This is a genomic window from Streptomyces sp. ISL-36, from assembly GCF_018614205.1.
Taxonomy (GTDB): Bacteria; Actinomycetota; Actinomycetes; order Streptomycetales; family Streptomycetaceae; genus Streptomyces.
Genome location: NZ_JAGGOS010000017.1, coordinates 1 through 14028, shown reverse-complemented (window position 1 = coordinate 14028; position 14028 = coordinate 1). Strand labels below are relative to the sequence as shown.

The 14028-nt window shown below is 71.0% G+C and carries 12 protein-coding genes; all 12 read left to right on the top strand.

The window, feature by feature from the left end; genetic code table 11:
- Positions 1–182 precede the first annotated feature (182 nt).
- The 12 genes from nrtL (at position 183) to J7E93_RS04420 (ending at position 13945) form a co-directional block, all read left to right on the top strand.
- The gene (gene nrtL, locus J7E93_RS04475; protein WP_215065920.1) at positions 183–1253 is read left to right on the top strand and encodes an ArgS-related anticodon-binding protein NrtL; all 1071 of its coding nucleotides are present in this window, start codon (positions 183–185) and stop codon (positions 1251–1253) included.
- Between the two features lie 10 nt (positions 1254–1263).
- A complete protein-coding gene (gene lysA / locus J7E93_RS04470; protein ID WP_215065919.1) occupies positions 1264–2655 on the top strand; it encodes a diaminopimelate decarboxylase in 1392 nt (463 codons plus the stop codon).
- A gap of 103 nt (positions 2656–2758) precedes the next feature.
- Positions 2759–4051 (top strand): homoserine dehydrogenase, encoded by a 1293-nt coding sequence (locus tag J7E93_RS04465; RefSeq protein ID WP_215065918.1) that lies wholly within the window; start codon positions 2759–2761, stop codon positions 4049–4051.
- 6 nt (positions 4052–4057) lie between these two features.
- Positions 4058–5128, top strand: coding sequence for a threonine synthase (gene thrC, locus J7E93_RS04460; RefSeq protein WP_215065917.1), 1071 nt, complete (start codon positions 4058–4060; stop codon positions 5126–5128).
- 303 nt (positions 5129–5431) lie between these two features.
- Positions 5432–6349 (top strand): homoserine kinase, encoded by a 918-nt coding sequence (thrB, locus tag J7E93_RS04455; protein ID WP_215065916.1) that lies wholly within the window; start codon positions 5432–5434, stop codon positions 6347–6349.
- 403 nt (positions 6350–6752) lie between these two features.
- A complete protein-coding gene (rho, locus tag J7E93_RS04450; protein WP_308367753.1) occupies positions 6753–8819 on the top strand; it encodes a transcription termination factor Rho in 2067 nt (688 codons plus the stop codon).
- Between the two features lie 202 nt (positions 8820–9021).
- The gene (locus J7E93_RS04445) at positions 9022–10176 is read left to right on the top strand and encodes an LCP family protein (RefSeq protein ID WP_215065914.1); all 1155 of its coding nucleotides are present in this window, start codon (positions 9022–9024) and stop codon (positions 10174–10176) included.
- 121 nt (positions 10177–10297) lie between these two features.
- Complete coding sequence (gene rpmE, locus J7E93_RS04440) at positions 10298–10516, top strand: 50S ribosomal protein L31 (protein ID WP_215065913.1); 219 nt, start codon at positions 10298–10300, stop codon at positions 10514–10516.
- A 112-nt stretch (positions 10517–10628) separates the two neighbouring features.
- Positions 10629–11708 (top strand): peptide chain release factor 1, encoded by a 1080-nt coding sequence (gene prfA / locus J7E93_RS04435; RefSeq protein WP_215065912.1) that lies wholly within the window; start codon positions 10629–10631, stop codon positions 11706–11708.
- A gap of 43 nt (positions 11709–11751) precedes the next feature.
- Positions 11752–12597: a peptide chain release factor N(5)-glutamine methyltransferase gene (gene prmC / locus J7E93_RS04430; RefSeq protein ID WP_215065911.1), complete on the top strand. Its 846-nt coding sequence runs from the start codon at positions 11752–11754 to the stop codon at positions 12595–12597.
- 59 nt (positions 12598–12656) lie between these two features.
- Positions 12657–13304, top strand: coding sequence for an L-threonylcarbamoyladenylate synthase (locus J7E93_RS04425; protein ID WP_215065910.1), 648 nt, complete (start codon positions 12657–12659; stop codon positions 13302–13304).
- Entirely contained in the window at positions 13301–13945 is a 645-nt protein-coding gene (locus J7E93_RS04420; protein WP_215065909.1) for a protein-tyrosine-phosphatase, read from the top strand. Before J7E93_RS04425 ends, J7E93_RS04420 begins: the two co-directional genes overlap by 4 nt.
- Positions 13946–14028: the final 83 nt, after the last annotated feature.

The window sequence follows — 14028 nt, the reverse complement described above, 5'->3', positions numbered from 1 at the left end:
GAAGACCGCATACCAGATTCGGCCTAGGCTCGTTGGCTCGGAGATGTGTATTAGAGACCCGGCCCCGCGCCCGCCTGCCAGCCCGTCCGCCGCCTGCCCGGCCCCGCGCCCGCCCGCCCCCCACCGCCCACATCGCGAAACCGGTTCGCGTACCGCCCCCCCTTCTCCCATACGCTTGTCCCGTGACCCCCGCGGACCTCTCCCTCACCGTGCTGCACGCCGTGCGCAGCGCGGTCGACGATGGTGCGCTCACGGTTCCCGATGGGGGGGTTCCCCAGAGCGTCAAGGTCGAGCGGCCCCGGCCCGGGGGGCGCGGGGACTACGCCAGCAGTGTCGCCCTCTCCCTCGCCCGCCTCGTCGGGCGCAGGCCCCTGGACGTCGCCGAGGTGCTCCGGGAGCGGCTCCGGCAGAGTTCTGGGCTGGCCGCCGTCGACATCACCGGGCCCGGCTTCCTCAACTTCACCCTCCGCGACGACGCCCAGCAGAGCCTCGTCCGCGTGATCCTGCGGAGCGGACAGACGTACGGGTGGCAGGCGCCCACCGGGGAGCGTGCCGAGCCCCGCCACCGCGCCGACGTGCGGGCCGCCGTCACCGCCGACGCCCTGCGGCGGATCCTTGTCTCCCAGGGCCGGCTCGTCCGCACCGGCTGCGCGGGCGCCGCCGACCCCGACTGGGCCCTCCTCGGAGTGCCCGAGGTGCGGCCCGACGCCCCGGGCGGCCACGGCCCCGGCCACCTGCCCACCGACATCGCCCCCCAGCCCGCCCCGTACACCGCGCGTGAACTGGCGCGGCGTCTCGGGGCCGACGCCGCCCGCTGGGGGCTTCTCTCCGCCGCCGCCCACGACCACCCCCGTCTCGGCGACGAGCTTCTCCACCAGCACGAGGGCAACCCCCTCTTCCGGGTCCGGTACGCCCACTCCCGTACCCGGGCCCTCCTTCGTAACGCCGAGCAGCTGGGGTTCGACAGCGCGGCCGAGCGACACATCGAGGACGGCCACACCCTCGCCGGCCTCCTCGGCGATCACCCCGCAGTGCTCGCCTCCGCCGCCCGCCACCGCGCCCCCGACCGGGTCGCCCGGCATCTCGAGGCCGTCGCCGACGCCCTGCTCGACTTCCAGCACACCGTCCTGCCCCTCGGTGACGAGAAACCCTCGGCCGCCCACCGGTCCCGGCTCGCGCTCGCCGAAGCCGCCGGGACGGTGCTCGCCGGTGGCCTCTCCCTGCTCGGCATCAGCGCCCCCGATCAGATCTGAAAGAGCAGACATGAGCCGTTCCGCCCACCCCGCCGGGCCCCGCCACGCCGACGTCCTTCCCGAGGGGCACTACTCCGCCCCGCCCACCGACCTCAATCACCTCGACCCCAAGGTCTGGGCCCGGACCGTCCACCGTGACGAGGACGGGGCCGCCGTCGTCGGCGGCATCCCGGTGACGCGGCTCGCCGCCGAGTTCGGCACCCCCGCCTACTTCCTCGACGAAGCCGACTTCCGCGCCCGCTGCCGCGCCTGGTCCGACGCCTTCGGTCAGGACGCGGACGTGTTCTACGCGGGCAAGGCGTTCCTCTCCCGGGCCGTCGTCCGGTGGCTCCACGAGGAGGGGCTGAACCTGGACGTGTGCTCCGGGGGCGAGCTCGCCACCGCGCTCTCCGCCGGTATGCCGGCCGAGCGCATCGCCTTCCACGGCAACAACAAGTCCCCCCAGGAGATCCAGCGCGCGGTGGAGGTCGGTGTCGGGCGCATCGTCCTCGACTCCTTCCAGGAGATCGCGCGCGTCGCGCACATCGCCCAGTCCCTCGGCAAGCGGCAGCGCGTCCAGATCCGGGTGACGGTGGGTGTGGAAGCGCACACCCATGAATTCATCGCCACCGCCCACGAGGATCAGAAGTTCGGCATCGCCCTCGCCGGCGGGCAGGCCGCCGAAGCCGTCCGTCGTGCGCTGAAGCTGGACGGGCTCGAACTGATCGGGATCCACTCGCACATCGGGTCCCAGATCTTCGACATGGCCGGCTTCGAGGTCTCCGCCCGGCGCGTCGTCCAGCTCCTCGCCGAGGTACGCGACGAACACGGCGTCGAACTGCCCGAGATCGACCTCGGCGGCGGCCTCGGCATCGCGTACACCTCCGAGGACGACCCCCGCGAGCCCCACCACATCGCCAAGGCGCTCAACGAGATCGTGACGCGGGAGTGCGAGGCCGCCGGGCTCAGCACCCCGCGCATCTCCGTGGAGCCGGGCCGCGCCATCGTCGGGCCCACCGCCTTCACCCTGTACGAGGTCGGCACCGTCAAGCACCTCGAAGGGCTCCGTACGTACGTCAGCGTCGACGGCGGCATGTCGGACAACATCCGCACCGCGCTCTACGACGCCGAGTACAGCGTCGCCCTCGTCTCCCGCACCTCCGAGGCCGAGCCGATGCTCTCCCGCGTCGTGGGCAAGCACTGCGAGAGCGGGGACATCGTCGTCAAGGACGCGTTCCTCCCCGCCGACCTGGCGCCCGGTGACCTCATCGCCGTACCCGCCACCGGCGCCTACTGCCGCTCGATGGCGAGCAACTACAACCACGCACTTCGCCCGCCCGTCGTCGCCGTCCGCGACGGTGAGGCGCGGGTGATCGTCCGGCGTGAGACGGAGGAAGATCTCCTGCGTCTCGATGTCGGGTGATGAAATAGATGTCTCAGGATCCGGACGATGGACAGAAACCGTCGTCCGGTGAGTGAGACTGGACAACCGTAGAGATACGAAGAAGTACGAGAAACGAGGTCGGATGATGCGTACGCGTCCGCTGAAGGTGGCGCTGCTGGGCTGTGGTGTGGTCGGCTCAGAGGTGGCGCGCATCATGACGACGCACGCCGACGACCTCGCCGCGCGCATCGGCGCCCCGGTCGAGCTCGCCGGCGTGGCGGTCCGCCGCCCGGACAAGGTCCGCGAGGGCATCCCCGCGGAGCTGATCACCACCGACGCCACCGCCCTGGTCAAACGGGGCGACATCGACGTCGTCGTCGAGGTCATCGGCGGGGTCGAGCCGGCCCGCACCCTCATCACCACCGCCTTCGAGCACGGCGCCTCCGTCGTCTCGGCCAACAAGGCGCTGCTGGCCCAGGACGGCACGAGCCTCTACGCCTCCGCCGACCAGCACGGCCAGGACCTCTACTACGAGGCCGCGGTCGCCGGGGCCATCCCGCTGATCCGGCCGCTGCGCGAGTCCCTCGCCGGCGACAAGATCAACCGTGTGATGGGCATCGTCAACGGCACCACCAACTTCATCCTCGACAAGATGGACACGTCGGGGGCGGGGTACAGCGAGGCGCTCGACGAGGCCACCGCCCTCGGGTACGCCGAGGCCGACCCGACCGCCGACGTCGAGGGCTTCGACGCCGCCGCCAAGGCCGCCATCCTCGCCGGGATCGCCTTCCACACCCGCGTGCGACTCGACGACGTCTACCGCGAGGGCATGACCGAGGTCACCGCCGCCGACTTCGCCTCGGCCAAGCGCATGGGCTGCACCATCAAGCTGCTCGCCATCTGCGAGCGCTCCGCGGACGGCGAGTCCGTCACCGCGCGCGTGCACCCCGCGATGATCCCGCTCAGCCACCCGCTCGCCTCCGTCCGCGAGGCCTACAACGCGGTCTTCGTCGAGGCGGAGGCCGCCGGGCAGCTCATGTTCTACGGCCCCGGCGCAGGCGGCTCTCCGACCGCCTCGGCCGTCCTCGGCGACCTGGTCGCCGTGTGCCGCAACAAGCTCAACGAGGCCACCGGCCCCGGTGAGTCCGTGTACACCCAGCTGCCCGTGAGTCCCATGGGCGACGTGGTGACGCGGTACCACATCAGCCTCGACGTGGCCGACAAGCCTGGCGTACTCGCCCAGGTCGCGACGGTCTTCGCCGAGCACGGCGTATCGATCGATACGGTGCGCCAGCAGGGCAAGGACGGCGAGGCCTCCCTCGTCGTCGTCACCCACCGCGCGCCCGACGCCGCCCTCTCCGGGACCGTCGAGGCGCTGCGCAAGCTCGACACCGTGCGCGGTGTCGCCAGCATCATGCGTGTTGAAGGGGAGTAAGGACCCATGACCAGCAAGGGCACCCACCAGTGGCGCGGCATCATCGAGGAGTACCGGGACCGCCTTCCGGTCACGGACACGACGCCCGTCGTCACGCTCCGTGAGGGCGGTACGCCGCTCGTCCCCGCTCAGGTCCTCTCCGAGCGCACGGGCTGCGAGGTGCACCTCAAGGTCGAGGGCGCCAACCCCACCGGTTCCTTCAAGGACCGCGGCATGACCATGGCCATCACCAAGGCCAAGGAGGAGGGCGCGCAGGCCGTCATCTGCGCCTCCACCGGCAACACCTCCGCGTCCGCGGCCGCTTACGCGGTACGCGCCGGGATGGTCTGTGCCGTCCTCGTGCCGCAGGGCAAGATCGCGCTCGGCAAGATGGGCCAGGCCCTCGTGCACGGCGCGAAGATCCTCCAGGTCGACGGCAACTTCGACGACTGCCTCACCCTGGCCCGCGCCCTCTCCGAGAACTACCCGGTGGCGCTGGTCAATTCGGTGAACCCGGTCCGTATCGAGGGTCAGAAGACCGCCGCGTTCGAGATCGTCGACATGCTCGGCGACGCGCCCGACATCCATGTGCTGCCCGTCGGCAACGCCGGCAACATCACGGCGTACTGGAAGGGGTACGGCGAGTACGCCGTCGACGGCCTGTCCACCCACCGGCCGCGCATGTGGGGCTTCCAGGCCTCCGGCTCGGCGCCGCTGGTGCGTGGCGAGGTCGTCAAGGACCCGTCGACCATCGCCACCGCGATCCGTATCGGCAACCCGGCCTCGTGGGACTACGCGATCGCCGCGCGGGACGAGTCGGGCGGCTTCATCGACGAGGTGACGGACCGTGAGATCCTGCGCGCCTACCGCCTGTTGGCGGCCCAGGAGGGTGTCTTCGTCGAGCCCGCCTCCGCGGCCTCCGTCGCCGGTCTGCTGAAGGCCGCCGAGCAGGGCAAGGTCGACCCGGGCCAGCGGATCGTCTGCACCGTCACCGGCAACGGCCTCAAGGACCCCGACTGGGCGGTCGCCGGAGCGCCCCAGCCGGTCACCGTCCCGGTGGACGCCGCTGCCGCCGCCGAGCGCCTCGGTCTCGCGTAGGTCCTCGACGAGACCCCGACGAGGTGAGCCTCTCCGGGCATCCCCGGAGAGGCAAACCCGATCAGGAACGTACATAGGCGCACAGGATGGCTCGCGACACGCATCGTGCGCCTCCTGTGCGCCCTATGTCGCCACAGAACCTTCCTTCGATAGGCTGTACTTAACCCGCCCCGTTGCATATGCGCGGTGTCGTCGCCGTTGTCGCCCTTCGAGGCAGAAGCGGCCCCCGGGTCCCCCTGTACTTCTTTTGAGAACCCCGTAGTCACCACCCCGTAGTCGCAAGTCAAGGAGAGTCATCGAGCGATGGCCGGTCCCGCGTTCCGCGCCGCCGCCGTACGGGTGCGCGTTCCCGCCACCAGCGCCAACCTCGGCCCGGGCTTCGATGCCTTCGGCCTGTCGCTGGGTCTCTACGACGACGTCGTCGTCCGGGTCGCCGACTCCGGGCTGCACATCGACATCGCCGGCGAGGGTGCCGACACGCTCCCGCGCGACGAGAGCCACCTGCTCGTACGTTCCCTGCGCACGGCCTTCGAGCTGCTCGGCGGACAGCCGCGCGGCCTCGAGGTCGTCTGCGCCAACCGCATCCCCCACGGCCGTGGCCTCGGCTCCTCCTCCGCCGCCATCTGCGCCGGCATCGTCGCCGCCCGCGCCGTGACGATAGGCGGCGACGCCCGTCTGGACGAGGCCGCCCTCCTGGAGCTGGCCACCGAGATCGAGGGCCACCCCGACAACGTCGCCGCCTGTCTGCTCGGCGGCTTCACGCTCGCCTGGACCGAGTCCGGTGCCGCGCGGGCGATCAGGATGGACCCCGCCGATTCCATCGTTCCGGTGGTTTTCGTCCCCGGTAAGCCCGTACTGACCGAGACCGCCCGCGGTCTGCTGCCGCGCACCGTCCCGCACGTCGACGCCGCGGCCAACGCCGGTCGCGCCGCGCTCCTCGTGGAGGCGCTGACCCGCCGCCCCGAGCTGCTGCTCGCGGCCACCGAGGACCGGCTGCACCAGGAGTACCGGGCTCCCGCGATGCCCGAGAGCATCGCCCTTGTGAACCGGCTGCGGGCGGACGGAGTCCCCGCGGTCATCTCCGGCGCGGGCCCCACGGTGCTCGCGCTGGCCGAACACGGGACGGCCGACAAGGTCGCCCGGCTGGCGGGCGAGGGATGGGCCGCGAACCGGCTCGACCTCGATGTGTCCGGAGCGAGTGTGCTGCCGCTCGCGCCCTAGGGGCGTGCGCGGACACGTCCGGACACGGGATTGCCGGTGAGGGAGAGGGGGAATGTTTGTTGGAGCCGGTAGTGTTAACCTCAAGTCTGCACCCGACGTCTTTGTGGCGCGGTGCTGAGTGTCCCCATCAGGGACCACCCATTCTTCCGGGAGCCTCCCCAACTGCCTGAGCAGCCTGCCTGAGCAGTTTCGAGCACGCTCCGGAACCGGCACGACACCCCTCGCTCTTTCCCGGTGGGGGCCGAGCAGGGGGCCTCGGGCCGGACCCACAGCACGTTTTTTCTCTTCCGCCGTACCCGGCGGGACCACCGCCCCGACCCGGTCCACAAGCAGGACCGTCGTCGGACAGCACAACCGGTCGCCGAGCCAGATGGCCGACGTCCGCTCCAGGGAAGGACCCTTCGTGAGCGACACCACCGATCTGATGGGCGTGACTGCCGACAACAGTGTCGACAACGCCGCGCCCGCCGCAGGTGCTGCCACTGGCACCACCGCACGGCGCCGCCGCTCCGGCACCGGCCTCGAGGGCATGGTCCTGGCCGAGCTGCAGCAGGTCGCGTCCGGCCTCGGCATCAGGGGCACCGCGCGGATGCGCAAGAGCCAGCTGATCGAGGTCATCAAGGAGGCGCAGGGTGGCGGCACGTCCGCCGCACCCGCCAAGGCCGCCGCCGACACGGCCGAGACCAAGCCGAAGCGCCGCGCCACCTCCAAGGCCCGCACGGACGAGGCCGCGGCCGAGACCGCCGCCCCCAAGGCGGAGAAGGCCGAGAAGGCCGTCGCCCAGCAGCAGATCGACATCCCCGGTCAGCCGGCTGGCGGCATCTCCCAGGCCGCAGGCTCTGGGGGAGACGACCAGCCGGTCGGCGAGCGTCGCCGTCGCCGCGCCACCGCCCCGGCCGGCAGCCCGGAGGGCGAGGCCAAGGCCGAGTCCGCCCAGGCCGTGAAGACCGAGGCCAAGGTCGAGACCCGCACCGACGCCCGCCCCGACGGTTCCGGCGAGGCCAGGGCCGAGTCCGCCGTCGACACCGCCGAGGGCCGTGGCCGTCGTGACCGCGGTGAGCGGGGCGACCGTCAGCGTGACCGCGGCGACCGTCAGCGCGACCGCGGTGACCGTCAGCGCGACCGCGGCAAGGGCGACGACCAGCAGGGTGGTGGCCAGGGCGGCCAGCGCCAGCAGCGTCAGGGCGGCCAGCCGCAGAACACCGGCCCGCAGGACGACTTCGACGACGAGGGCGGCCGCCGTGGCCGTCGTGGCCGCTACCGCGACCGCCGTGGCCGTCGTGGGCGCGACGAGTTCACGGCCGCCGAGCCGCAGGTCTCCGAGGACGACGTCCTGATCCCGGTCGCGGGCATCCTCGACATCCTCGACAACTACGCGTTCATCCGGACCTCCGGCTACCTGCCCGGCCCGAACGACGTGTACGTCTCCCTCGCCCAGGTCCGCAAGAACGGTCTGCGCAAGGGTGACCACGTCACCGGCGCCGTGCGTCAGCCGAAGGAGGGCGAGCGTCGCGAGAAGTTCAACGCGCTGGTCCGCCTCGACTCGTCGAACGGCATGGCGGCCGACTCCGGCCGTGGCCGCCCGGAGTTCAACAAGCTGACCCCGCTCTACCCGCAGGACCGGCTCCGTCTGGAGACCGACCCGGGCGTGCTGACCACGCGGATCATCGACCTCGTGTCGCCGATCGGCAAGGGCCAGCGAGGCCTGATCGTGGCCCCGCCGAAGACCGGCAAGACCATGATCATGCAGGCGGTCGCCAACGCGATCACCCACAACAACCCCGAGTGCCACCTGATGGTCGTCCTGGTCGACGAGCGTCCGGAAGAGGTCACCGACATGCAGCGGTCGGTCAAGGGCGAGGTCATCTCCTCGACCTTCGACCGTCCGGCCGAGGACCACACCACCGTCGCCGAGCTGGCCATCGAGCGCGCCAAGCGTCTCGTGGAGCTGGGTCACGACGTGGTCGTCCTGCTCGACTCGATCACCCGCCTGGGCCGCGCGTACAACCTCGCGGCGCCGGCCTCCGGCCGCATCCTGTCCGGTGGTGTCGACTCGACCGCGCTCTACCCGCCGAAGCGCTTCTTCGGTGCCGCGCGGAACATCGAGGACGGCGGCTCGCTGACCATCCTGGCCACCGCGCTGGTCGACACCGGCTCGCGTATGGACGAGGTGATCTTCGAGGAGTTCAAGGGCACCGGAAACATGGAGCTCAAGCTCGACCGGAAGCTCGCCGACAAGCGCATCTTCCCGGCGGTGGACGTCGACGCGTCCGGCACCCGTAAGGAAGAGATCCTGCTCGGCAGCGACGAGCTCGCCGTCACCTGGAAGCTGCGTCGCGTGCTGCACGCGCTCGACCAGCAGCAGGCGATCGAGCTGCTGCTCGACAAGATGAAGCAGACGAAGTCGAACGGCGAGTTCCTGCTGCAGATCCAGAAGACGACCCCCGGCGTCAGCAACAACAACGACTGACCCGAGATCTCCGTCACAGACGGGACGCCGGCCCTCGGGCCGTCACCCCGCCGTGACCTGGTCGAACGTCGCGCCCACCGTGCCTCGCACGGTGGGCGCGGTGCGTTGCGGACCGTCGCTCATCGAAACCTCACAGGCTCCTATGCAACCCTTTCGGGTGTTTCGCCGTCACAGAAGGTGAACCGAGGACCCGAGGTAGCCGATGACCGAGCAGAGCCAGAGCGGCCGAATACGCGCCCCGCGCCCAGGGGGCGTGGTGGGACGCCCGAGCGGCCGCCGCCGCAAGCAGCCCGCCAAGGGCCGCCGCGCGCTGACCGTCGCCGCCTGGAGCACGGCCGTGCTCGTGCTGGCCGGCGGCTCCGGACTCGGTTACGTCTACTTCAAGCTCAACGGCAACCTGCAGGGCGTCGACATCAACGCCCGGCTCGGCACCGACCGGCCCAAGAACCTCGACAACGGCTCGATGGACATCCTCGTCCTCGGCTCCGACTCCCGATCCGGCGCCAACGCCGCGTACGGCGTGGACGAGGGCGGTGCCCGCTCCGACACCGCGATGGTCGTCCACGTCTACCAGGGCCACCAGAAGGCCGCCGTCGTCTCCATCCCGCGCGACACCCTCGTCGACCGCCCGGCCTGCACCGACGGGAACGGCACCACCGTCGCCGCGCAGCAGCGGGCGATGTTCAACACCGCGTACGAGGCCGGCGGCCCGGCCTGCGCCGTGAAGACGGTCGAGTCGATGTCCGGGATCCGTATGGACCACTACATCGAGGTCGACTTCACCGGCTTCAAGAAGCTGATCGACGAACTGGGCGGGGTGGGGATCACCACCACCGAGGCGATCAAGGACCCCAAGAGCCACCTCGACCTCGCACCGGGCACCCACACCCTCGACGGTGAGCAGTCCCTCGGCCTGGTCCGCACCCGCAAGAGCGTCGGCGACGGCAGCGACCTCGGCCGCATCCAGCTGCAGCAGGCGTTCATCAAGGCCTTCATCGACCAGGTCAAGGACGTCGGCGTCTTCAGCAACCCGAAGAAGCTCCTCGGCCTCGCCGACACCGCCACCAAGGCCATCACGCCCGACTCGGAGCTCGACTCCGTCAACGAGCTGATGAGCTTCGCCAAGGGCCTCGCCGGGCTCGGCGCCGAGGACGTCGACATGATCACGATGCCGGTACGGTACGACCCGGCCGACCCGAACCGGGTCGTACCGCTCCGAGCCCAGTCCCGGCAGGTCTGGCAGGCCCTCCTGAGCGACCGGCCCATCCCGGCCTCCGCCACGAAGGACGCGGCCACCGGACAGGCCGAGGGACTGGTGAAGCAGCCCCGGCGAAGGTCCGTGGCGGCGCCGGAATAGTTTCACCCTGGACCCGGTTTTGGGAGATACGGCCGGTCCTGGCAGACTGGTACGTCGGCCCCGGTTCACGCATGTGCAGCCCGCACGGCGACCCGGTGCCCTCCCGAAACTAGGAGACACCTTGAAGCGCGAGATTCACCCCGAGTACGTCGAGACCCAGGTCAGCTGCACCTGTGGCGCGTCGTTCACCACCCGTAGCACCCTCACCGAAGGCGCCATCCGCGCCGAGGTCTGCTCCGAGTGCCACCCGTTCTACACGGGCAAGCAGAAGATCCTCGACACCGGCGGCCGCGTGGCCCGCTTCGAGGCCCGCTTCGGCAAGGCTGCGGCCAAGAAGTAGCACGTCACTGCGCCGGTCCTTGGTCGCTCCCGCAGGGGGGACCGGACCGGCGCTTTGCCGTCCCCGCAGTCCTTCACGCAGCAGCCCTTCACGAATCCACCAGGAGCACCCGATGTTCGAAGCGGTCGAGGAACTGGTCGGCGAGCACGCCGACCTCGAGAAGAAGCTCGCCGACCCTTCGGTCCACTCCGACCAGGCGAACGCGCGCAAGCTCAACAAGCGTTACGCGGAGCTGACCCCGATCATCGGCACGTACAAGGCGTGGAAGCAGACGGCGGAGGACATCGAGACGGCCAAGGAGTTCGTCGCCGACGACCCCGACTTCGCCGCCGAGGTGAAGGAGCTGGAGAAGCAGCGCGAGGAGCTGACCGACAAGCTCCGGCTGCTCCTGGTTCCGCGCGACCCCAGCGACGACAAGGACGTCATCCTGGAGATCAAGGCCGGAGCGGGCGGCGACGAGTCCGCGCTGTTCGCCGGCGACCTGCTGCGGATGTATCTGCGCTACGCCGAGCGCGTCGGCTGGAAGACCGAGATCATCGACTCCACCGAGTCCGAGCTGGGCGGCTACAAGGACGTCCAGGTCGCGGTGAAGACCAAGGGCGGCAACGGCGCGACCGAGCCCGGACAGGGCGTCTGGGCCCGGCTGAAGTACGAGGGCGGGGTGCACCGCGTGCAGCGCGTGCCCGCCACCGAGTCCCAGGGCCGGATCCACACCTCCGCGGCCGGTGTCCTCGTGACCCCCGAGGCCGAGGAGATCGACGTCGAGATCCACGCCAACGACCTGCGCATCGACGTCTACCGCTCGTCCGGCCCCGGCGGGCAGTCCGTCAACACCACCGACTCCGCGGTCCGTATCACGCACCTGCCGACCGGTATCGTCGCCTCCTGCCAGAACGAGAAGAGCCAGCTCCAGAACAAGGAGCAGGCCATGCGTATCCTCCGGTCCAGGCTGCTCGCCGCGGCCCAGGAGAAGGCCGAGGCGGAGGCCGCCGACGCCCGTCGCAGTCAGGTTCGTACCGTCGACCGGTCCGAGAAGATCCGGACGTACAACTACCCGGAAAACCGGATCTCGGACCACCGTGTCGGCTTCAAGGCGTACAACTTGGACCAGGTGCTCGACGGCGACCTGGACGCCATGATCCAGGCCTGCGTCGACGCGGACTCGGCAGCCAAGCTCGCCGCCGCGGCCTGAGCACGCGACTCGTAAGCCCCACCCCGTACCACGGAGGACCAGCGTGAACCTGCTGCTTGCCGAGGTGGCCCAGGCCACCCAGCGGCTGGCCGACGCCGGCGTTCCCTCACCGCGTTTCGACGCGGAGGAGCTCGCCGCGTTCGTGCACGGCGTCAAGCGGGGGGAGCTGCACAACGTCAAGGACGCGGACTTCGACGCCCGCTACTGGGAGACGGTGGCCCGCCGCGAGGCCCGCGAGCCGCTCCAGCACATCACCGGCCGGGCGTTCTTCCGCTATCTGGAGCTCCAGGTCGGGCCCGGCGTCTTCGTGCCCCGGCCGGAGACCGAGTCGGTCGTCGGCTGGGCGATAGACGCCGTACGGGCGATGGACGTCGTCGAGCCGCTGATCGTCGACCTGTGCACCGGTTCGGGCGCCATCGCGCTCGCCATGGCGCAGGAGGTGCCGCGCTCGCGCGTGCACGCCGTGGAGCTCTCCGACGACGCGCTGGTGTGGACCCGCAAGAACGCCGAGGGCTCGCGCGTCACGGTCCACCAGGGCGACGCGCTGAGCGCGCTGCCGGAGCTCGACGGCCAGGTCGACCTGGTCATCTCCAACCCGCCGTACATCCCGCTCACCGAGTGGGAGTACGTGGCGCCCGAGGCGCGTGACCACGATCCGCAGATGGCGCTCTTCTCCGGCGAGGACGGCCTCGACACGATCCGGGGGATCGAGCGCACCGCGCACCGCCTGCTGCGGCCGGGCGGCCTCGTGGTGATCGAGCACGCGGACACCCAGGGCGGCCAGGTCCCGTGGATCTTCAACGAGGAGGCCGGCTGGGCGGATGCCGCCGACCACCCGGACCTGAACAACCGGCCGCGCTTCGCGACGGCCCGCAAGGCGATGCCATGACCTCCCCCCTGACGAGGCCCGTGGCGACGCGAGTGACCACGAATAGGGAGGCCCGCTAAATGGCTCGGCGATACGACTGCAACGAGGCGACCGACCGCGTGACCGGTCTGCGTGAGGCCGCGTCCGCCGTTCGCCGTGGCGAGCTGGTCGTGCTGCCCACGGACACCGTGTACGGGATCGGCGCGGACGCCTTCAGCTCGGAGGCGGTCGCGGACCTGCTGGCGGCGAAGGGCCGGGGGCGCAACATGCCCACCCCCGTCCTGATCGGCTCCCCGAACACGCTGCACGGGCTCGTCACGGACTTCTCCGAGCAGGCGTGGGAGCTCGTCGACGCGTTCTGGCCGGGCGCGCTGACGCTGGTCGCGCGTCACCAGCCGTCGCTGCAGTGGGACCTGGGGGACACCCGGGGCACCGTCGCGATCCGGATGCCGCTGCACCCGGTCGCGATCGAGCTGCTGACCGAGGTCGGCCCGATGGCCGTGTCGTCGGCGAACCTCACCGGGCACCCGTCCCCCGAGGACTGCGACGCGGCGCAGGAGATGCTCGGCGACTCGGTGTCGGTGTACCTCGACGGCGGCCCGACGCCGGGGATCGTCCCCTCGTCGATCGTGGACGTCACGGGCACGGTGCCCGTGCTGCTGCGTCAGGGAGCGCTGTCGCCGGAGGAGCTCCGGAAGGTCGTACCCGACCTCGAGGTGGCCAGTTGACCGCCCCTGAGGGGCGTGGCATAGCGGGGCACGAGAGCAATTCCTTCCGCATTCTCCACGTCAGCACCGGCAATGTCTGCCGCTCGCCCATCACCGAGCGGCTGACCCGCCATGCCCTGAGCGACCGCCTGGGCGATCCCGGGGGCGGCGGCCTGATCGTGGAGAGCGCGGGTACGTGGGGCCACGAGGGTGCCCCCATGGAGGCCAACGCGGAACTGGTCCTCGCCGACTTCGGCGCGGACGCCAGCGGCTTCGTCGGCCGTGAGCTCCTCGACGAGCACGTCATCCGCGCGGACCTCGTCCTGACGGCGACCCGTGACCACCGGGCCCAGGTCATCTCGATGGGCCACTCGGCGGGTCTGCGCACCTTCACCCTGAAGGAGTTCACCCGCCTGGTGCGGGCGATAGACCCCGCGACGCTGCCCGACCCCCTGGGCGAGGGCGTGGTGGAGCGCGCGCGTGCGCTGGTGCGCGCGGCGGCGGCTCTACGCGGGTGGCTTCTGGCGCCGTCGGTGGAGGCGGACGAGGTGAACGACCCGTACGGCGCCCCGATCACGTTCTTCCGCTCGATCGGCGAGGAGATCAACACGGCGCTGGATCCCGTGGTGACGGCGCTGACGGGCGTACCGGCGCGGCGCTGAGGGGGCGCCTGCGCGGCGCTGGGGCGCCGGCCCGGGCTCGACCAGGGTCCCCGCCGCCGCGTCGGCAGCGACGGCGGTACGGG